This window comes from Chondromyces crocatus, from assembly GCF_001189295.1.
GTDB classification, from domain to species: domain Bacteria; phylum Myxococcota_A; class Polyangia; order Polyangiales; family Polyangiaceae; genus Chondromyces; species Chondromyces crocatus.
This window is the reverse complement of sequence record NZ_CP012159.1, coordinates 3,965,140-3,986,957: the sequence shown is the minus strand read 5'-3', so window position 1 is coordinate 3,986,957 and position 21,818 is coordinate 3,965,140. Positions and strand designations below refer to the sequence as shown.

Here is a 21,818-nt window from a genome sequence, read left to right as displayed (position 1 = left end):
GGTGCAGGGGGCGCTCCACGTCCTGCCGCCGCGCTGGCGCCGAGGGCGCCTCCTCCAGGATCACGTGGGCGTTCGTGCCGCTCATGCCGAAGGAGCTGACGCCGGCAAGGCGCCGCTTGCCGTCGGTGTTCCAGGGGAGCGCGCTCGGAGGGACCAGGGCCGGGATGGAGGCAAGGTCGATGTTCGGGTTCGCGCGCTCGAAGTGCAGGTGCGGGGGGATGGTGCGGTGCTTCAGCGCGAGGACGGCCTTGATCAGGCCCGCCGCGCCAGCGGCCGGCTCCAGGTGCCCGATGTTGGTCTTCGCAGAGCCGACGTAGAGCGGGCGCTCGGCTTGCCGGCCCTTGCGCATGACCGCAGCGAGGGCCTGGAACTCGATGGGGTCACCCAGGGGCGTGCCGGTGCCGTGGCATTCGACGTAGTCGACGTCGGCAGGGCTGACACCAGCAGCGGCGAGCGCGCGGCGGATGACGGCCTCCTGCGCGGGCCCGTTCGGCGCCGTGAGGCCGTTGCTGCGGCCATCGTGGTTCACGGCGGAGCCGCGGAGCAGGGCGAGGATCTGGTCTCCGTCCCGCTCGGCGTCGGAGAGCCTCTTCAGGACGAGGATGCCGCAGCCCTCTCCCCGGACGTAGCCGTCCGCTGCCGCATCGAAGGTCTTGCAGCGGCCGTCGCGGGACAGTGCCTGGAGCTTGCAGTAGAAGAGGTGTCCCTGAGGGGCGAGCATCAGGTTCACGCCTCCGGCGAGTGCCAGGTCGCATTCGCCGTTCCGCAGGCTCTGTGCGGCGAGATGGGTCGCCACGAGAGACGAGGAGCAGGTCGTGTCGAGCTGGACGTTGGGGCCGTGCAGGCCGAGGAAATACGAGAGGCGCCCGACGCCGATGCTGAGCCCGGACCCCGTGCCGACGTAGGCGTCGAGGGTGGTGCTCTCGTCGATGGTCAGCCGGGAGTAGTCGCTGTAGCTCATCCCGACGAACACGCCGGTCTGGCTGTCGAAGAGCCGATCGGGGGCGTGGCCGGACTGTTCGAGCGCCTCGTGCGCCACCTCGAGCAAGAGGCGCTGCTGCGGGTCCATGGTGCGGGCCTCGCGCGGCGAGATCCCGAAGAACTCGGCGTCGAAACGCTCGACTTGATCGATGAATGCGCCGTGACGGGCGTACATCTTCGCCGGCGCCTCGGGGTCGGGGTCGTAGAAGGCATCGATGTCCCAGCGATCCTTCGGGATCTCGGTGACCGTGGTCACGCCGTCCCGCAGGATGCGCCAGTACGCTTCGGTGTCGTTCGCGCTGCCAGGAAAGCGGCAGGCCATGCCGACGATGGCGATGGGCTCGGTCCGCGCACGCTCGAGCGTGTCGACCTTGCGCTGCATCTTGTCGAGCGCGAGCAGGGCGCGCTTGAGCGGCGACAGCTCGCCGGGAGAAGCCGCAGGTTGTTTTTCGCTCATAGATCTTCCAGAAGGGCGAGCTTTTCGAGGAGCTGCGCCTCGGCCTCGTCCTCCGACAGGTCCTGGAGGTTCCGCAGGAGCGCCTCGGTCACCACATCCTCCTGGGGCGCAGCCCGCTCGGGCTCCGCCAGGATGGGTAGCTCGCGACGGAGGAACGCCACCAGCGCCTCGATGCTGGGGTGATTGAAGAGAAGGGTGGCCGGGAACCGGAGGCCCACGCTCTTGCCGATGGCTTCACGCAGATCGACGGCCATCAAGGAGTCGAGTCCCAGTTCGTGGAGGGGCATCCGTGGGTCGATGGGTCTGTCGTGAGCAAGGCCGAGGCTCTGGCGCACCAGGTCCAGGAGGCGCGCTCGGAGCAGGCCTTCGCGGTCCTCGGGCAGGGCTGCCTCCAGCGACCGGATCCACGCGGGCGGGCCTGCGGCGGTCTCGGGCGCTCCGGCTGGAGACGCCAGTGGGGCACGCGCAGTGCGAGCCTCGGCGGGGAGCTGCTCGACGAGCAGCGGAGGGACGGTGGGCAGCCGTGCCAGGAGGAGGCGCCAGTCGACCCGGAAGACGCCGATGTCACCGGCTGCACCGCCGAGCAGGCGCTCCAGGAGGGCGAGCGCTTGCTCCGGTGGCATGGACTCGAACCCGTGGGCGGCGCGGCGGTCCGCTGCGCCTTGTTCCGCGGCCATGCCCGCTCCCGCCCAGGGTCCCCACTGGATGCTCAGCGCAGGTCGCCCCAGCGCGCGCCGATGCTGCGCGAGGCCGTCGAGGAAGGCATTGGCAGCGGCGTAATTGGCCTGGCCCGGGGTGCCCAGGACCGCAGCGATCGACGAGAACAGGACGAAGTGCTCCAGGGGGTCGTGAAGCGTCAGGGCGTGAAGCAGGCTGGCTCCGGCGACCTTGGGGGCGAGCACGGCGTGGAGGCGCTCGGGATCCTGCCGGAGGAGCACGGCGTCGGACAGGCTGCCCGCCAGATGAAAGATCCCCCGCAAGGGGCCCTCTTCCCGGCGAAGCGTGTCCAGCGCGGCCGAGAGCGCGTCGGCTCTGCTCACGTCGACCTGCATCACCCGCACCCGGGCAGGCCCAGTCTTCAGCTCGTCCAGCGCGCGTATAGCCTCGGGCCCCGGGGTGCTCCGTGACATGAGCACGATCGTCTCGGCACCAGCGTGCGCGAGCCAGCGACCGAGCAGCAAACCGAGGCCTCCGAGGCCGCCCGTGATGAGGTGCACGCCTCCACCGAGCACCGGGCGTCGTCCGCTGACCGGGAGGGTGTCGGGCTGAGGTCGCAGGCGGGCATGGTGAGCGCGGCCGCCGCGGAGGGCGATCTGATCCTCGTCCGTGGACGCCAGCAAGGCCGCGGCAAGGTGGGAGGCCTCGTCGGCGGAGGATTCGGGATCGAGGTCGATGAGTCCGCTCTGGAACTCGGGATGCTCGCTGGCCAGAACGCGACCGAATCCCCAGAGGGCTGCTTGTGTCGGGGAGACAGGAGCTGGATTCGTGCCGACCGTCTGCGCCCCGCGCGTCACCAGCCAGAGGCGGCCGTCGCCGGCGCTCCAGCGAGGCGCGAGCTTCTGGACCAGCGTGAGGGCACGAGAGCAGAGGCGCTGCGTGGCAGCGAGCGCTCCACCCATGCCGGCGCCCTGCTGAGGGTGCGGATCTCCAGGGGACTCGTCCAGCGGCCAGAGAATGACGATCCCTCGCGGCTTGCCGTGCTGCGCCAGGGTGTCGAGGAGCTGGTCGAGTTGCTCGGGCTGGTCCGGATCGAGCGTGTGGATGCCCGGGCCGGGGGTGTCGAGACGCTCGCCTCGACGAATCAGGTGGCAATGGACGCCGGTCCGTTCGAGATGGGCGCGCAGAGAGGAGCCGGCATTTCCTTCGTCCGCGAAGATCCAGCAGGGGCCGGATGAGACCATGCCAGGAGGTGGCGCCACCGCAGGCGCAGGCTCCCAGGCGATGCGATGGAGCGGCGTGGCCGGCTGCGCTTCCATGGGCCGCAGGCGCTCGCGCGCGACCCGGCGGTAGCGCACGCCGGTGAGCTCGGTCAGGACCGCGCCGTCCTCCGATAGCAAGTGAATATCGCCGGTATACCCATCGTGCACGTCGTTCCCCTCCCGCAACCGCGCATGCGCGAAGCGGGTCGCAGCAAGCGAGCCGTGGAGATGGAGTCGCTCGATGGCCACCGGCAAGTAGACGACCCCCGCCTCGACCGCCGACAGTCTGCTCGCAGCGGCGATGCTGAGTGTCTGCAGGCCGGCTTCGAGGTGGCCGGGATGCAGGTCGATGTCGGCACCATCCTCCGCGGCCGGGGAGCGCAGCCTGGAGAGTGCCTCGCCGTCGCCGGAGTGGAGGGTCTCGATCCAGCGCAGCGAGGGGCCCATGTCGACCTCCTGACGCGCGATGACCTCGTAAAAGCCGGCGCCCGTCTGGGCCTTCGCGCAGCGGGCGTGGATCTCGTCGAGCGCGACCGAATGGCGTCCGGAAGCGGCGGCAACGGCAGCAGCAGCGGGAGCATCGGAGGCGGTGGGAGCGACGAGTCTGCCGATGCGGCCCTGGGCGTGGACCGTGGGCTCCGTCTCGGGACGAATGTCGTCGTCCGGGAAGCTGCAGATCTGGAAGGAGGTGCGCTCCTGGTCGTCGCGCTGGACGATGGTCTGCACGGTGCGGTGCTCTCCCTCGGAGAGAGCGAGCGCCGCGGAGAATTTCACCCCTTCGAGGGACAGCGGCAGCTTGCCGGCAGCACGGGCCGCCATCAGCAGGTAGCCGACGGCGGGCGCGACGGCCCGGCCGAAATAGTGGTGGTCGCGCAGGTAAGGCGTGGTCGCGCCGTCATAGCGCGCCTCGAAAAGGGTGTGCCGCGCGAGACCCAGGCGCAATCGTCGGCCGAGCAGGGGGTGGACCTCGGCGCTCACGGGTCCTTCCCGCCTGTCGACGCGAGAGGACGTGGTCTCGGGGTCGATCCAGAAGCGTTTGCGCTGAAATGGGTACGTCGGTAGCGCGGTGCGTGCTCCCGGCTGGATCGCACGCCAGTCGAGCGGGACGCCGCGCGTGTAGAGCTGCGCCAGCGACCCCAGCACGACGTCCCAGTCGCGGTGCTCTCGTCGCAGAGAGGGCAGCCATGTGAGAGCCATACGGTCGGCCAGCGCTCGCCGCCCGATGCCAAGGAGCGTCGGGTGGGGGCCCATTTCGAGCATGACGGTGCAGCCCCGCGCGCGGAGGGCCTGGAGCCCCTGGTAGAACTGCACGGGTGCCCGGACGTGCTCGGCCCAGTACCCGGGTCCGACCGATGTCGACGGCGCGATCAGCGCTCCCGTCAGGTTGGAAACGAAATCGATGGTGGGCGGGGAGCCACGATGCTTGCTCGCCACAGCCGCGAAGCCCTCCAGCATGGGATCCATGAGCGGTGAGTGGAAGGCATGGGAGACGTGCAGCCGCCGGCTCTCCACGCCGTCCGCCGTGAGCTGCGCGAGAACGTCTTCGAGTGCGTCTCGCGCGCCGGAGATCACGATCTCGGCTGGACCATTGAAGGCTGCAATGGCCAGGCGCGCTTCGTGACGCGCGAGCAGCGGCAAGACGCGCTCCGCCTTTGCGAACACCGTGGCCATTGCGCCGGCCTCGCGGAGTTCGTGCATCCGTCTGGCGCGCTCGACGATGAGCTCGATTCCCTCGGAGAGGGTGAGCACGCCAGCCGAGATGGCCGCGGCGTACTCTCCCACGCTATGACCCATCACGGCGCTCGGGAAGACGCCGAAGGAGCGCCACATCCGGTCGAGGGCGTGTTCGACGGCCAGCAGCGCAGGCTGCGTGTACAGGGTCTGCTCCAGGGGAGAGCGCCCATCCTGGGGCGCCGCGAGCAGGTCGAGCAGGGGGATCCTCAGGTGGGGGCGCAGGAGCGCGTCGCATTGCTCCAGGGCGGCGCGGAACACGGGCTGCGTCCGGTACAGCGGGAGGGCCATGCCCGCGTACTGCGAGCCCTGGCCGGAGAAGAGGAACGCTATCCGCGGGGCTCCTTCGCCAGGGACCTCGCCGGCCGAGACGGCGTTGCTGGCTCGCCCGTCGAGAAAGGCACCGAGTTCTCTGCGCCACTGTTCGACGGACGACCCCACGAGGGTGATTCGCTCGCGGAAATGGCGGCGACCCGCGCCTGCGGTGAAGGCGATGTCGGCCGGTGATGCGTCGGGGTGCTGTTCGAGGTGACGCTGATAGCGCACCGCGAGTTCTCGCAGGGCTTGCGGCTCTCTCGCGGACAGCGGGAGCAGGTAGGCAGGTCGCTCCGAGGGGGCCGTGGTGACCGTGGGTTGCGGCGCCTCCTCCAGAACTACATGCACATTGGTGCCGCCGATCCCGAAGGAGCTCACCCCGCAGCGCCGCGGCCCTCCTACGCGGTCCCACGTGCGCGGCTCGGCGTTGACGTAAAAGGGGCTCTGGTCGAGCTGAAGGGCCGGGTTGGGCTTCTGGAAATGCAAGGTCGGCGGCAGCTGGCCACGCTCGAGCATCCCCACCGTCTTGAGGAGTCCGGCAATGCCCGCTGCAATGTCCAGGTGCCCGATGTTGGTCTTGACCGAGCCGATGGCGCAGGAAGGCGGACTCTCCGGGGCGGTCCGGAACACGCGCGTGAGGGCGGCAATCTCGATGGGATCACCGAGCGGTGTGCCGGTGCCGTGGGCCTCGATGTAGCCGATGGTCTCCGGCTCGACGCCAGCCACTTCCAGGGCCTCCTCGATGACGCGGGCCTGGCCCTCGACGCTCGGCGCGGTGTACCCGACCTTGGCGGCGCCATCGTTGTTCATCGCGCTTCCCTTGATGACGGCGTGGATGCAATCGCCGTCCGCAAGGGCGTCTCGCAATCGTTTGAGCACCACCACCCCGAGCCCGCTGCCCGGCACGGTGCCACTGGCGTTCGCATCGAAGGCCCGACAATGCCCGTCGGGTGCGAGGATCATGCCCTCCTGATGCATGTAGCCGGCGCGCTGCGGCACGCTGACCGCCACGCCGCCAGCGAGCGCCATGTCGCACTGGTCCTCGATCAGGCTGCGGCAGGCCATGTGCACGGCGGCGAGGGACGTGGAGCAGGCCGACTGCACCGTGATCGCGGGCCCCGTCAGGTTCAGCTTGTAAGCGGCGCGCGTCGCGAGGAAGTCTTTGTCACTCGAGATGAACAGCTGGTAGTCGCCTGCGAGAGAGCGGGTCCTGCCATGCAGGTTGAAGAGGAGGTAGCCGTTGATTCCCGCCCCAGCAAAGACGCCGACAGGGCCAGGGCGGTCCTCGCCGCCGTAACCAGCGTTCTCCAGGGCCTCGTGAGCGCACTCCAGGAACAGTCGCTGCTGCGGGTCGAGGACGGCAGCCTCTCGGGGGGGTATGCCGAAGAACTCGGCGTCGAACAGGTCGATGTCCTCGAGTTCGCCTTTGGCTCTGACGTACGCTGGGTTCGCCACGATGTCGGAGGGCACGCCGGCAGCGAGCAGTTCCTCCGCCGAATAGAAGGCGATGCTCTCGATGCCTGCCCACAGGTTGTGCCAGAAGGCATCGAGCGTTCGGGCTCCCGGGAACCGGCCCGCGGCGCCGACGATGGCGATGTCGGTGTCACGTCCGGGGGCCTCGTCGACCGTTTCCGTGCCCCGGCGGGCCGCACGCCGCACACGGCGCTCTCTGGCTTCGGACGCTCTGTCGCCCGCGTCGCCCCCGAGGCGCCGCACGAGCGCAGCCTGGGCGCTGACCGTGGGATGGGAGAAGAGGTCGGTGAGCGTGAAATCCACGGCCAGTGCCGCACACATGCGGGCATGCAGGTTCACGAGAAGCAACGAGTTGCCGCCGAGATCGAAGAAATTGTCATCGAGACCTGCTCGCTCGATGCGGAGCACCTCCTTCCACAAGGCCGCGATCTGCTTCTCCTCCGTGGTGGTCGGCGGCGTGTAGCGGGTCTGCAAGGTGGCGCGGTCGAAGGTGGGCCGGGGAAGGCGCTTGCGGTCCACCTTGCCTGCGGGCGTCAGGGGTAGCTCGTCCAGCACCATGTACTGCCCGGGCACCATGTACTCGGGCAGCCGCTCTTGCAGGTGCGCTCGCAAGGGCTCCACCGAGGGCGCCGCTCCGGCTGGCACCACGTAAGCCACCAGCTGTGCACCGCCTCCCCGCTCGTCCTCGACGCTGCTCACCACGGCCGCGCGCACCGAGGGGTGCGTCGAGAGCCATGCCTCCACTTCGTCCAGCTCGATCCGGAAGCCTCGGATCTTCACCTGCGCGTCCGAGCGGCCCTGATACAGCAGGCGGCCATCTGCTTGCCGCCGGACCACGTCCCCCGTGCGGTACATCCTCGCGCCGGGCGTCGTGCTGAACGGGTCCGGCACGAAGCGCTCGGCGCTCAGCGAACGACGGCGCCAGTAGCCTCGCGCAAGGCCGGCGCCGCCGATGTACAGCTCGCCAGAGACCCCCGGCGGTACGAGTTCCAGCGCCTCGTCCAGCACGTACAGGTCCGTGTTGTCCACCGGAGTGCCCAGGTCCACCCGCGCCGCGTCCTGTACCGGTCCCGCTGCCGACCAGATCGTCGTCTCCGTCGGGCCGTACATGTTCCACAGCGCCACCTCGCGCTCCAGCAGTCGGCTGCACACGTCCCCGGGTAGCGCTTCCCCTCCGCACAGCGCCTTGAAGCCGCGGTTCAGCACCTCGGGGTGCTGGAGCAGCAGGCGGTAGGTGCTCGGCGTTCCTTGCATCACCGTCACGCCGTGCTGCGCCAGTGCTCGGCCCAGCCGCTCGGGATCACGGCTGGTGGCTTGGGACGCCACCACCAGTCGCGCCCCCGTCACGAGCGGGAGGTACAGCTCCAGCCCTGCGATGTCGAACGAGAGTGGCGTCACCGCCAGCAGGACGTCCGTCGCCGAGAGCCCGGGTCGCTCCGCCATCGAGCGCAGGAAGTTCGCCAGCGCGCCGTGCGGGACTTGCACTCCCTTCGGCCTTCCCGTCGAGCCGGAGGTGTAGAGCATGTAGGCGCACTGCTCGGCTGCCACGGCCAGCTTCAGGTCGGAGGCCGGTTCGTCGGACGCCGAGCGCTCCACGTCCTGCAACAGGAGCGTCTCCACACCGGACGCCGTGGGGAGCTGCTCCAGAGAAGCCTCGTCCGTCAGCAGCAACTTCACGGCGGCGTCTTCGAGCATGTAGCTCAGGCGCTCGCGGGGGTAGCCGGGGTCCAGCGGGACATACATGCCACCCGCCTTCAGCACGCCGAGGAGGCCCACCACGAGGTCCACACCGCGTTGCAGGCTCAGTCCCACCGACACTTCCGGGCCCACGCCCATCGTGCGCAGTCGTCTCGCCAGTCGGTTGGCTCGGGCGTTGACCTCGGCGCGCGTCAGCCGTTTCGCTTCGTCTTCCACCGCGATCGCGGAAGGCTCGCGCTCGGCCAGCTTCTCCCACTGCGCGTGGAAGGGCACCTCGACCGCAAGGCTCGACGAGGGCCCCTGCCCTGCGCGCAAGACTGCCTCGCGCTCTTCTTTCCCCAGCAGTCTCAGTTGCCCCACGGGGCGCTCGGGGGCCTCCACCATCGCGGCCAGCAGCTCCGCGTAGTGGTGCGCCATCCGCTCCACCGTCTCCGGCAAGAACAGGTCCGCGTTGTACTTCAGGTTGCCGTGCAGCTCTTCCGCCGCGTACAGCACCTCCAGCGTCACGTCGAATTGCCCCTCCTGCTGCGGGAGATAGAGCCCCTCGAGCTTCAGCTCTCCGACTTCCAGAGACTTCCCTTGGGCTGGACTGAACAGTCTCCCCAGGGGACCGAAGCGATCCAGGTCGTGGAAAAGGAATGCAGCCGAGGAGAAGGGGGTACGCGCGGGGTCACGTGTCGGGCTGAGTCGCTCTACCAGGAGCGGGAAGGGGTAATCCTGGTGCATGAGGGCGCCCATCACCCTCTCGCTCACCTGCAGCAGCAGCTCCTTCGTGCTCGGATCGGCCGAGAGATCCGACCGCAGCACCACCATGTTGATGAAGTCCCCGACCACCCCTTTGAATTCGCTACGACTCCAGCCCGCCATGGGTGAGCCCACGACGATGTCGCTCTCTCGTGTGTAGCGATGGAGCAGGACCTGAAACATGGCGACCAGCGCCATGTTCAGCGTCGCTCCCTGCGATCTGGTCAGCGTGGAGATACGGCGGGTCAGCTCTGACCCGATGTGGAAGGACACGGAGGCGCCTCGCCCCGTGGGGATGGGCGGACGGGGCCGATCGAGGGGCAGGTCCAGCGAGACGGGCGCTGTCGCAAGCTGCGTCTGCCAGTATGCGAACAGCTCTTCGCCGTCGCTCGCCAGCAGCTCCTCCTGTCGCGCCACGAAGTCCGTGTACTGGAGTGCAGGAGTGGGAAGGGTCGGGAGCTCCCCGCACCGCAGCGCCGAATAGGCGGCGAAGAGTTCCTCGAGCAGGCTCGCGCCCGAGAAGAAATCGCAAGTGATGTGGTGCGCGGCGACCAGCAGCACGTGGTGCTCGGGGCCGCGTGTGAATACGTGCGCCCGCGCCACGGGACCCCGCACGAGGTCGAAGGGGCGGTGCGCGCGCTCGAGAAGGCGTGGGGCGAGCTGCTTTTCATCGAGCGAGGCCGCATCCTCTTCGACCAGAGGCAGCTCCAGGCTGGGATGGATGATCTGCCGGGGGACGCCGTCCTCGAGGCAGTACGTGGAACGCAGGGTAGGATGACGCTGGACCATCAGGCGGAAGGCTTCCGCGAGCTTGGCGAGGTCCAGCGTGGAGCGGATCCGGACGGCAAACAGCGTGTTGTAAGCGTGACTCTGCGGCGAAAGCTGGTGCAGGAACCACAGCGCGCGCTGCCCGTAGGAGAGCGGATGCGACGTTGCCCCTGCTGGCCGTGCGGTGTTCGACACCAGAGATGGCGCCGTGTCCCCTGCTCCGCGCAGCTCCTCCGACATTACGAGTTCGATCCTTTGAGCGTGTGAAACAGATTCACCAGGTCGTCGATGCACTTGAGCTTGGCGAGCTCGGTCCGGGGAACCTTGATGCGCAGCTCGCGCATCGCGCCGGAAACGATCTCGACGATATCGAGGCTGCTGGCACCATAAAATGCGAGAGATTGGCTGGTATCCAGCGAGGATTCGTCGAACGTGGGCACGTTCTGCTTGATGTGCTTGACGATGACGACAACGATTTCAGCTCTCTCCACGAGGTTCCTCCTTTGATGGAACGGGGGCGGGACGAATGTAGTTTTCGGCGATGAGCCGAGCTGTATCCGCGTGCTGGAAGCAGATCTGGTGCATGAGGTGCTCGGACCACATGCCTTCCTGCAGAGCACGGCGGCGTGACAGGGCCAAAGTGCCCTTGACCATCTCGAGCACGTGTCTCGGCTTGTCCGCCATCTGCTGTGCGAGATCCAGCGCCGTTCCCCGGACTTCGTCGACCGAGACCACCCGGTTGAACAGGCCGCGTCCACGAAGCTCGGCGCCCCGGTAATACCGGGCGGTGAGCATCATCTCCATGGCCTGGTGGTGACCGATGAGCGCTGGCAACAGTGCGGTCGTGCCCATTCCGGGTGTGAATCCCATGCTGGTGAAATTGAAGCTGTAGCGGCTCGTCTCCGCTGCCACGAGCACGTCGCAGCACAGGGCGAGGACCATTCCACCACCGACCGCATGCCCCTCGAGTGCAGCGACGATGGGTACGGGAAAAGCCAGCATTTGCTCGGGAAGCTTCAGATCGAGGACGTCGACGGCACCCGTCTGGACGCTTTGCAGCGCATCGAGTGTGGCGCCGCCACAGAAGACATCGCGCTGGCCAGAGAGGAGCAGCACGCGGAGGGCAGGATCGCTCTTGAGCTCTGCGAGCGCCGTCATGAGTTCGCGGCAGAGCGGCTCACTGAGGCGGTTCTGGGCTTCTCGATCATCCATCCGGATCTCGATGATCCCTTCCTCCAGATGCTCGACGTGGACGGCGCGGCTCATCGGCCAGCCCTTCCGAGCTTCTCGAACCAGGGCGGGCTGAAGCCATCGGCGAACATCTGGATTCCTTCCATGACCTCGGGGCGCTTCAGCCATTCCTGCTGCAATGCCATGGCAGCGCTGGTGCGGGCCTCCAGACCACCAGGCCCGAACCCGTCGAGGTAGGCCTTCCCGGTGGCGATGGCTGGGGGCGACGAACGACCTATCCGACCGAGCTGGCGCGCGAGGGTGGCCTCCATCTCCCCGCCTGGCACGACTTCATCGACGAGGCCCGCTTCTCGCGCCTCTCGCGCAGGGATGGCCCGCGAGCTCACCATCATGTACCGCAGCCGCCCGAGCGTGAGCCGGCGCAGGAGGAATGGGGTAATGAGCGCAGGGATCATCCCGAAGATGACCTCCGATAGCGTGAAGGTCACCTCCTCCGACGCGAGCACGATGTCGCATGCGGCAGCCAGCCCGACCCCGCCCCCCAGGGCATCGCCTTCCACGCAGGCGATCGTCGGCATGGAGGACGCGCAAAGAAGCGTCATGCACTCGACGAAGGCGCGCATCGAGGCTTCCCTCTCGGGGGCGTCATCCGCCTGCGTGAAGACGTCGGCGCCACTGCAAAAACGTGGGCCAACGGAGGAGACGACGAGCGCACGGCATGCCGCATCGGACACTGCGGCGCGAAGAGCGCCGACGAGCTGTTCCAGCGCGGCGCAGTCGAGCGCGTTGCCCGTGGAGGGGTGCGTCAGGGTGACGCGGGTCACGCTGCCTTCGCGGACGGCTCGGACCCGCTCCCCGACCGACGTCAGCTCCATTCGTACTCCCGCCGGAAGCTCTTGACCTCCTTGAGCACGAGCAACCGTCTTCCAGCGTATGCGCGCTCGTACAGGTCGCCGAGCGCCGTCCGATCGGGCAGCGCATCGCGGCGGTCCACGAGCGCGCTGCGAAGCTGCTCGTTCGCGTCGTACTGCTCGACCGTGATGCGCACACGCTCGTCCAGATGCCCACGGACGTTCGCCTTGCGCACACGCTGGCGCGCCTCGGGACCGATCCGCGCGCTGTAGAACTCCCCCTGGCAGCCAGAGCCGTAAGAGAAGAGGGAAATGCAGTCGCCTGCGTCGAGATCGTCGGCGGTCTCGAGCAGCCCGAGGAGGCACACGAAGGTCGACGCGCCGTACGAGGTGCCGATTCGCCTGGCAAAGGGCAAGCTCTGCGCGACCTTGCGCTCGAAGCTGGCCTGCGCGTCCGCCTTGCTCTTGCCGAAGCGGCCCATCATGGACGCGTGGGCTTGCAGCGCCATACCCGGGAAAGGGACGTGGTAGATGTGCTTCTTGAAGAGCGCGTCGTAATCGATGGGGCCTGCGAGCTGCTCGAAATGCTCGAAGGCGCCGTCGAGCGCGTCGAGGTACGAGTAGAGGCTTTCGAGCTGATCGGCTTCCTCGGCTGTGGAGGTGGGCCGAAAGGTGTCCGCAATCTCTCGCGTCCAGTAGCCCTCCCGTCCCAGCTCGAGTTCGAGGACAGCGGGCTCTTCACCGACGATGGCGGCGACCGCGCAGCCACCCAGAATGAACTCGGGGGAGTGATCCGCGGTGACGTGCTGAAGGCGAAGTTCGCCGCTCTGGGGCGAACGGCTGAGGTCCGTGCTGATGACCAGCGCCTTCTTTCCTGGCCGGACCTGGGACGCGACCCAGGTCGCCGCCGTCTTGAGCGCCGCCGTGCCTCCGTAGCAGGCGTGTTTCACCTCGAAGTTGCGACAGTTCGGCGAGAGTTCGCACAACCTGTGCACCCAGGTGGAGATGGGCTTACCGAAGTCCACCGCCGACTCGGTGCCCACGACCAGAAGCTCGATGTCCGCGAGATCGGCAGGGGACAGGACCCGCTTGGCCGCATTCACCGCCAGCGTGACGGCATCCTCATAAGCTGGGTACACCGAGCGGCTGTCGCTCATGATCCGATTTTTCACGTAGTCGGCGTCACCGCGTCGGGCCTGAACGAGATCAGCGATCTCGAGGGCCCAGCGGCCGGCGTACAGATCTACCTTCTCGATTCCCACTCTCATGTTTCGAGCTCTTCGCGCGGAAAGGGCCTCATCTCATGGTCCTCGAGCCAGCAGCGCCGGCGCGAGAAAGGATACGTGGGCAGCGGGATCCGGCGGCAGCGCTGCTCCGGGTCCATACCGCGCCAGTCGATCTGGGCGCCGCGCACATACAGCTCGCCAATCGCTTCCAGGAACCGCCGATCGACGTCGCCGTCCGGCGCGAGGGACGTCAGCGGGAGGATGCCGCGCCCAGCCGCCTCCGAGAGGCAGCGCCGGGCCATCTTCACGAGCGTGTCATGGGGACCGAGCTCCACGAACACGTCGCAGCCCTGGGACGCGAGCGTGTTCACCTGCTCGGAGAAGCGCACCGGGGCACGGATGTGCTCGACCCAGTAGGCCGCGTCCGGGATGACTCCTGGGCCGAACGCCTGTCCGGACAGGTTGGAGAGCATCGGGATGCGCGGGGCCTCGAACTGCACCCGCATCGCCGCCTGCCGGAAGGGTTCGAGGACCGGGCTCATGAGCGGAGAGTGAAATGCTTGCGAGACCTTGAGCGGCGTGGTGAAGACGTAATCATCCTCGAGATCCCGCAGCACCAGCCCCACGTCATCCGGCAGCCCGGAGACGACGACACTGTTCGGACCATTGATGGCAGCAATGCCCACACGCTCTTTGCGGTCTCCGATGGCACGCTCGACACGCTCCACGTCGGCCGCAACGAGCGCCATGGCGCCAGGACGGGTCAGCTCCTGCATCAACCGCCCGCGGGTGGCGATCAGAGAGAGACCCTCCTCCAGGCTGAAGACACCGGCGACGCAGGCGGCGGTGTACTCGCCAACGCTGTGGCCCATGACCACATCGGGGACGACGCCCCAGCTCTTCCACAGCTCCGCGAGGGCGTACCCCAGGGCGAAGAGCGCAGGCTGGGTGCATGCGGTCTCGTCAATGGGAGGGCTTTCCCCTGGAGCCGGAAACATGATCGACGAGAGCGGCACTGGCAGGTGTGGACGCAATGCCTCTGCACAACGTTCGATCGCCTCCCGGAAGACGGGCTGCTGCTCGTAGAACGCGCGTCCCATCCCGGCGTACTGGGAGCCTTGACCCGTGAAGAGGAATGCCATCTTGGGACGGCGTCCCGCGGACACCGTGCCACGTTTGATGCCCTGTGCTTCGCCCCCCTCCGAAAACTGGCACAGCGGTACGATGGCGTCGTCGACGGTAGCCACAGGAAGTACCAGTCGGTGCTGGAAATGCGCACGGCCGCCCCCGGCGACCTGGCAGAGGTCCGCAATGGATGTCTCGGGGCGCTCGACCAGATGGTCTGCATAAGAGCGGGCGAGTGCTCGCAATGAACTCTCATTGGTGGCGGATAGAGGCAGGAGGCACTCCCGCTTTCCGTCACGATCCTCCCGCGGTACGTCTGGCTGCGGCGGAGCCTCTTCGATGATCACGTGGGCGTTGGTCCCTCCCACGCCGAAGGAACTCAATCCGGCGGCACGGGGCACCGCACCGGAAGGCCAGGGGCTGACGCTGGTGGGGATGTAGAACGGCGTGTCGTCGAGCCGGATGTGCGGGTTCTGCTTCTGGAGGTGGACGACCGGGGGAATCTCGCGGTGCTGCAGCGCCAGGACGAGCTTGATGAGTCCAGTCACACCGGCCGCCGCCTCGGTATGTCCGAGGTTCGTCTTCACCGAGCCGAGAGCACAAGCTGGCCCGCCAGGGCGCGCAGCAAACACTTTGCCGAGAGCCTCCACCTCGATGGAGTCCCCCAGGGCGGTTCCTGTGCCGTGCGCCTCGATGTAGGTGAGCGCCGCTGGATCGAGACCGGCGTCCTTCAATGCTTTGCGCACCACAGCTTGCTGGGCGAGGCCATTCGGCGCCGTGATGACCCCGGTGCGCCCATCCTGGTTGACGGCCAGTCCCCGAATGACGGCGAGGATGTGGTCGCGATCAGCAACCGCATCCGAGAGCCGCTTCAGAACGACGACACCGCACCCTTCGGACCTGACGTAGCCATTGGCGCGCTCATCGAAGGTCTTGCACCTGCCGTCCGGCGCCATCATCCCCGCCTGGGATGCAGAGATGGTCGTCACGGGGGAGAGGATCAGGTTGACGCCCCCGACGAGGGCCATCCGGATGGTACCGTTGCGCAGGGCCTGACATGCCAGGTTCGCCGCCACGAGCGACGAGGAGCATGCCGTGTCGATCGTCATGCTCGGGCCACGAAGATCGAAGAAGTACGAGAGGCGATTGGCCATGATGCTCATGGCCACCCCCGACCCTCCTCGCGTCGGCGGGTTGCGCATCAGGCTGTAGTAGTCGACGCTCGCACAGCCGATGAATACGCCAGCGTCGGTGCCAGCGATCTGTGCAGTGGACATTCCGGCACGCTCGAGTGCCTCCCAGGACACTTCGAGCAGAAGGCGCTGCTGCGGATCCATGGCGCAGGCTTCGCGGTAGGAGATGCCGAAGAACTCCGGGTCGAACCCGTCCACGCCGTGAATGAAGCTGCCCCACCGGGTGTTCATCGTCAGCGGTGAGGTGAGGTCCGGGTCGTAGTAAGCGTCCACGTCCCAGCGTTCTTTCGGGACCTCGGTGATCGCGTCGCCGCCATCGCGGAGCAGGCGCCAGAAGGCTTCCGGTCGGTCCAACCCCCCTGGTAGACGGCAGGCCATGCCGACGATCGCGATCGGCTCATGTGCGGCCAGCTCGATCGTGTTCAGGCGATCCTGCAGCTCGAGCGCCAGCAAGGCCAGCCGCTTGGGAGAAAGCTGCGAGACCCGTTCCCGTGCGTCGTCGCCGTAGCTCATCGCTTCAACCTGCTCTCCAGGAGCCGGTCCACTTCCTCATCGGAGAGCTCCTCGATTTTTTTCAGCACAGTGCCCGGTGCTCGGGGAGACGAATGCGCCTCCGAGGAGGGGCCACGCTGAACCAGGTGAAGCACCTCGTCGGCGAGGAAACTGCCGATGGCCTCGACGGTCGGGTGGTTGAAGAGCAGTGATGCTGGCAGTGTGCGGCCGATGCGCGCGCTGAGCGTGCGGGTGAGATCGAGCGCAATCATCGAGTTGAGCCCGAAGTCGTGGAGCGAGGTCCGCGCGTCGAGGGGTGACGATGGCTCCAGCCCGATGGCCTTCACCGCCTCGGCCCAGATCAGGTCATGCAACACCCTGCGACGCTGGACCGGCGCGGCTTCCTCCAGCTTGCGCAGCCAGTCCCCCGGCTGCGCAGGCTTCACGGGCGGATCGACGACGGACATGCTCGCCACCCGAGAGAAGACGAGTGGCTCGGCCCCAGGCTGGAACTGCCGCAGGAACCTCCTCCAGTCCACGGGGACGATGGCCACCTGGGCCAGGGTCATCGATAGCGCCTGCCCGAGCGTTCGCACGCCGCGCTCGGGCACGATGTGGCCCAGACCCAGCTCGGCCATCCGCCGCGCGTCAGTTTCGCTGAGCCGCGCAGCCATCCCCACCTCCGCCCAGGCGCCCCAGTTGATGCTGAGTGCTGGCAGCCCGGCGTGCCGGCGATGGTGCGCCAGTGCGTCGAGGAAGGCGTTGGCGGCGGCGTAATTGCCCTGTCCTGGGGAGCCGAACAGGGAGGCGATGGAGGAGAACATCACGAAGAAATCGAGGGGGGCTTCCAGGGTCGACGAGTGCAGCTGCCACGCCCCTTCGAGCTTGGGTCCCATCACGGGTCCGAAGCGCGACCAGCGTTGCTGCAGCAGGGTCGCATCGTCGACCGTTCCCGCGCTGTGGATGAGGCCCCGCAGCGGAGGCTGAGTCCGCTGAATCTCGGCAACGAGCGCCTCGACCTCCTCCGCGCGCGAGATGTCCGTGCGCGCCACCATGACCCGTGCACCGGCCTCCTCGAGCACCGCGACGGCCCGAGCCACCTCGGGGGTGCGCCCGCGCCGCCCTGCCAGCACGAGGTGCCGCGCTCCCTGTTCGACCAGCCACCGAGCTGCCTGGAGGCCCAGGCCGTCCGTTCCGCCAACGATGAGGTAGGCACCGTCGGCCCGCACCGGCAAGGACGCCTGGCCTTCGTGCCCCGCCATGGGCGCGCCGACACGCTCCCCATGGGCCCTGGCGGGAACGGGGACGAGCCGCGGGACGAGCCGTCCACCATCGCGGAAGGCCACCTGGGCCTCGTCGTCGTTGCCAAGGAGTTCCCGGTGGAGAAGGGAGAGGTCCTCGGTCTCGGGATCGAGATCGACCAGGGTGCAACGCAGCAAGGGGTGTTCGAGCGCGATGGTGCGGCCAAGCCCCCAGAGCGGAGCCTGCGCCACGGCCACGTCGTACGACGGTGTCCCGACCGCCTGGGCCCCCCACGTCACCAGCCACAATCGAGGCGGGATCGGATGTTCGTCGCGCAGTATCGCCTGGCTCAGGTGCAGGGCGAGACCGCAACCGAACTCCTGGGCTCTTCGCAAGGAGCCAGGATTCATCTCCACAGCCGCATCGGCGTCGAGGCTCATGCAGTGCACCACGCCCGCAATCGCGCCGTGGGTCTCCCGCACCTGCCGCCAGAGTCGGCTCAGATCCTCGGCCTCGGTCGGGCGCACGGTGACGTACTGGGGATCGCCCTGCGTCGAGGTGCTCTCTGCGACGGCCACCACCACAGCGGCGCCGCCCGCGCGCAAACGTTCGGCGAGCTGCGTCCCCACACCTCCTGCGTCGGCAAGGACGAGCCACGCTCCGGGCCGCGGGTCGTCCAGGCGTGGAGGAGGCGCAGGTTGCCACTCCATCTTGTAAAACCAGCCTTCGTCCGATCGCTGGACGGCCGCTCGTAGGACGCCGCGCGGAGCACGCTTGAGGAGTAGCCCCGTGACCTCTGCCACCACCTCACCGGCATCGTCGAAAATGCAGAGGTCCGCCTCGAGGGCCTCCGCGCCGGCCGGAGCACGGCGCACCTTGCAGTGGCTCCACCCCTGCCCCACGGCAGCGCGCAGGATGCGTCCGCGCTCCACACGCACCGGGAGGTAGACATCCTCTCCCTGCACGGCCTCGCCCGCACCGGGCAGCGCCGCAGCGAAGACCTGATCGCAAGCGTCGAGGAAGGCGGGATGAGCATGGTAGGACGGCAGCTCGCTCTGGAGCGCTACCGGCAACGCGATCCGCCCCAGCGCCTCGTCGTCGGTCTCGGAGCGAAAGAGCTGTTCAATGCCTCGAAAGCTGGGCCCGTACTGGAGGCCCTGACGAGACAGCGTCGCATAGAAGCGCTCGACCGAGATGGGGGCGCGGCAGCGCTTCTGCACCTCCTCGAGACGCTCGGAGGGGATGTGCCGCTCATCTCTTCCGGCACGTCGGAAGCCGCCCGTCGCGTGGAGCCTCCAGAGGGGTTCCACCTCCGCGTCGCTTGCCTCCTGCTCCCTGCTGTAGATGTGGAACAGGGCGCGCCCGGACTCCTCGGTCCTCAGAACCACCTGCGCCACGCGCCCTTCACCGTCCGGGAAGGCCATGGGCTCCAGGATCTGGATGTCCGTCAGCGTGCCGTGGTCTCGGCCGAATCCACGCACCACCGCGGCCCAGGCCATCTCCAGGTACCCCGTCATCGGCAGCAAGGGGACACCGTAGACGGCGTGATCGTCGAGATAAGGAAGCCTGCTGGGCTGGATGTGCGCCTCGAAGACGAGGTCCTTCAACAGCGGCGAACGCACCCGTGCCCCCACCAGAGGGTGGCCATCTTGCGTGTCCGACGAGCGGGCCTCACTCGTCCCGCGAGAAGCCGGATTCGAGACAGGCAGCGGGTAGTCATCACGCTGGAAGGCGTACGTCGGGAGCGACACGCGACGCGCGTCGAAGCCTGCGTCACAGGCCGAGAAGCTCACGTCCCCTCCCTGCACGTACCATTGACCCAGGCTGCTCAGGATGTGCTGCCAGTCGTCCTTGCCCTTTTGAAGAGAAGGCAGCCACGTCCCCACTCCGTTTGGCAAGCAGCGTCGTGCCATCGCGAGGAGCGTCGAGCTCGGCCCCAGCTCCAGGAACACCTGGTGTCCCTGCGCGTGAAGTGCCTCGATCCCTGCAGCAAAGCGTACGGGATGGCGCAGATGCCGCCGCCAGTAGGCAGGCGTCGTCACCTCACCTCGCTCGATGAAGGTCCCCGTCAGGTTGGACACCAGCTTGATGCGTGGCGGTGCGTGAGCGATTGACGCCGCAACACGCTCGAAATCGTCGAGCATGGGATCCATCAGGGGGGAATGGAAGGCGTGCGAGACCCTCAGCAGGCGCGCCTTGAAGCCCCGCGCGCCGAGTTCCTCGATGGCAGCGTGCACCGCACGGGTGGCACCGGAGATCACGACCTCGGAGGGTCCGTTGATCGCGGCAACGGCGAGTTCGCTCGACCACCGCGCGACCACCGCAGCCACGGTCGCTTCGTCCGCGAACACGGCGGCGATCGACCCGTCACGCGGCAGCGCTTGCATGAGCGCCCCGCGCGAAGCCACCAGCTTGATGCCGTCCTCCAGGCTGAACACGCCTGCAACGCAAGCGGCGACCAGCTCGCCCACGCTGTGGCCCATCACGGCCGATGGCTCGACGCCCCAGGAGCGCCAGAGTTCAGCAAGCGCATACCCCAGCGCGAAGAGAGCTGGCTGGGTGTACTCCGTCTCGTCGAGCGCGGTGCCATCCCCCTCACCCGCGAACATCACTTCGAGGAGGGACCTGCGCAGGTGCGGTCTCGAGAGTTCGTCGCAACGGTCGAGCGCGCTTCGGAACGAGGGGTGTGACTCGTACAGGCGGCGCCCCATCCCTGCGTACTGCGCACCCTGCCCGGTGAACAGAAACACGGGTGATTGCGGTTTCCGACCGCGCACCTCGCCGGTCCACCACCCTTCGGCGGGCCCATCAGCCACGAAGGCCGAGAGCTTGGTCCGCAATTCTCCGATCGATTCGCCCTCCACCGCGAGGCGGTGCGCAGCGTGTGCGCGTCCCACGCCCGCGGTGTGGCAGACGTCCAGCGGGTCCTGTGCGTCGTTGGCCTCCAGGTGGCGTTCGTAGCGGCGCGCCAGCTCTCTCAGCGCCGACGCACGCTTGGCCGACAACACGAGCAGGTGCCGGGGGCGAGTTGCAGTCCGAGGCTCACGCCGTGCGGGCGGGGCCTCTTCGAGGATGACGTGGGCGTTCGTGCCTGACCAACCAAAGGCACTCACGCCGGCGCGCCGAGCTTCGCCGTTCGCCTCCCAGGACTGGAGGCTGGTCGGGATGAAGAAGGGGGTGCCGGAGAGCGAGATGTTGGGGTTCAGCTCCTGGAAGTTCAGGTGGGGGACGAGGCGTCGGTGCTGGAGGCAGAGAACCACCTTGATGAGCCCCGCCATGCCGGCAGCAGCGCCGAGGTGACCCATGTTGGTCTTCACGGAACTCACACCACAGCGCCTCTCGGGACCTGGCTGGCCGAGGACCTCTGCGAGTGCCTCCATTTCGATGGGATCGCCCAGGGAGGTGCCTGTTCCGTGGGCCTCCACGTAGGAGATCTGAGCCGGCTCCAGGCTGGCGTCGCGGAGAGCGCTGCGCAGGAGCTCTTGCTGCGAGAGGACGTTCGGCGCCGTGAGGCCATTGGTTCGGCCATCCTGATTGACGGCAGATCCTCGGATGACCGCGAGGATGTTATCCCCGCTCGACAGCGCGTCGCTCAGGCGCTTGAGGGCCACGACACCGCAGCCATCCCCCATGGCAATGCCGTCGGCGCGCGTGTCGAAGGTCTTGCAACGCCCGTCCCGCGCCATGAGGCCCATCCGCGATGCCATCAGCAGCGGCAGGGGGCTGAGGAGGATGGTGACCCCGCCGGCGAGGGCCATGTCGCACTCCTTGTTGCGCAGGCTCTGGCAGGCCAGGTGGACGGCAACGAGGGATGAGGAGCAAGCCGTGTCCACGGCGATGGCAGGTCCCCGCAGGTCGAGCAGGTACGAGAGTCGGCCAGCAGCGACGTTGTTCGACGTCCCTGTGCCGCTATAGAGATCGATGCGGTCTGGATCGGCGAGTTCCAGGTTGGAGAAGTCGCTGTGATAGATCCCGACGAAGACGCCGGTCTTGCTGCCACCGAGCTGTTCGGGATTCACGCCGGCGTGCTCCAGTGCCTCCCAGGCCACCTCGAGCAACACGCGCTGGTGCGGATCCATGCGCGACGCCTCCTGGGTCCCGATCCCGAAGAAGTGCGCGTCGAACCGATCGACACCTTCGATGAAGCTACCCCAGCGCGACGCTACCTTCCCGGGGGCGTCCGGCTTGGGGTCGTAATGAGCGTCGATGTCCCAACGGTCGCGGGGAACCTCGCGGATCATGTCGCGACCGCTCTCCAGGACCTCCCAGAACTGCATCGGCGTGTCAGCGCCAGGGAACCGGCAGCCCACGCCGACGATGGCGATGGGTTCCGGAGCCGATCGCAGGATCTCGGCAAGTGCGGCGCGCTTGTCCGGCGGCAAGGCCGCTATTCGCTCCAGAAACTGGCTCAT

8 protein-coding genes (1 of these 8 running past the window's edge) are annotated in these 21,818 nt (G+C 67.8%); all 8 read right to left on the bottom strand.

Going from position 1 to position 21,818, the window contains the following annotated elements; translation table 11 throughout:
• Tightly spaced (each overlapping or abutting the next), the 8 genes in view from CMC5_RS14815 to CMC5_RS14780 form a layout consistent with a single transcriptional unit that may run on beyond the window.
• Window positions 1-1,438 carry the 5' portion of a type I polyketide synthase gene (locus CMC5_RS14815; RefSeq protein ID WP_050431044.1) on the bottom strand. It extends 4,247 nt beyond the left edge of the window, so only the first 1,438 of its 5,685 coding nucleotides appear in the window; the start codon lies at window positions 1,436-1,438; the stop codon falls past the left edge of the window.
• Complete coding sequence (locus CMC5_RS14810; protein WP_050431043.1) at window positions 1,435-10,326, bottom strand: hybrid non-ribosomal peptide synthetase/type I polyketide synthase; 8,892 nt, start codon at window positions 10,324-10,326, stop codon at window positions 1,435-1,437. The genes CMC5_RS14815 and CMC5_RS14810 overlap by 4 nt, the downstream gene beginning before the upstream one ends.
• Window positions 10,326-10,577, bottom strand: coding sequence for a phosphopantetheine-binding protein (locus tag CMC5_RS14805; RefSeq protein WP_050431042.1), 252 nt, complete (start codon window positions 10,575-10,577; stop codon window positions 10,326-10,328). The genes CMC5_RS14810 and CMC5_RS14805 overlap by 1 nt, the downstream gene beginning before the upstream one ends.
• Window positions 10,564-11,352, bottom strand: a complete 789-nt coding sequence (locus tag CMC5_RS14800) for a polyketide synthase (protein ID WP_050431041.1) — start codon at window positions 11,350-11,352, stop codon at window positions 10,564-10,566. Before CMC5_RS14800 ends, CMC5_RS14805 begins: the two co-directional genes overlap by 14 nt.
• Entirely contained in the window at window positions 11,349-12,152 is an 804-nt protein-coding gene (locus CMC5_RS14795; RefSeq protein WP_050431040.1) for an enoyl-CoA hydratase/isomerase family protein, read from the bottom strand. Before CMC5_RS14795 ends, CMC5_RS14800 begins: the two co-directional genes overlap by 4 nt.
• On the bottom strand, window positions 12,143-13,396 hold the full coding sequence (locus tag CMC5_RS14790) for a hydroxymethylglutaryl-CoA synthase family protein (protein ID WP_063796279.1): 1,254 nt from the start codon (window positions 13,394-13,396) through the stop codon (window positions 12,143-12,145). Before CMC5_RS14790 ends, CMC5_RS14795 begins: the two co-directional genes overlap by 10 nt.
• Entirely contained in the window at window positions 13,393-16,185 is a 2,793-nt protein-coding gene (locus CMC5_RS14785) for a type I polyketide synthase (protein ID WP_050431038.1), read from the bottom strand. The genes CMC5_RS14790 and CMC5_RS14785 overlap by 4 nt, the downstream gene beginning before the upstream one ends.
• The gene (locus CMC5_RS14780) at window positions 16,182-21,818 is read right to left on the bottom strand and encodes a type I polyketide synthase (RefSeq protein WP_063796278.1); all 5,637 of its coding nucleotides are present in this window, start codon (window positions 21,816-21,818) and stop codon (window positions 16,182-16,184) included. The genes CMC5_RS14785 and CMC5_RS14780 overlap by 4 nt, the downstream gene beginning before the upstream one ends.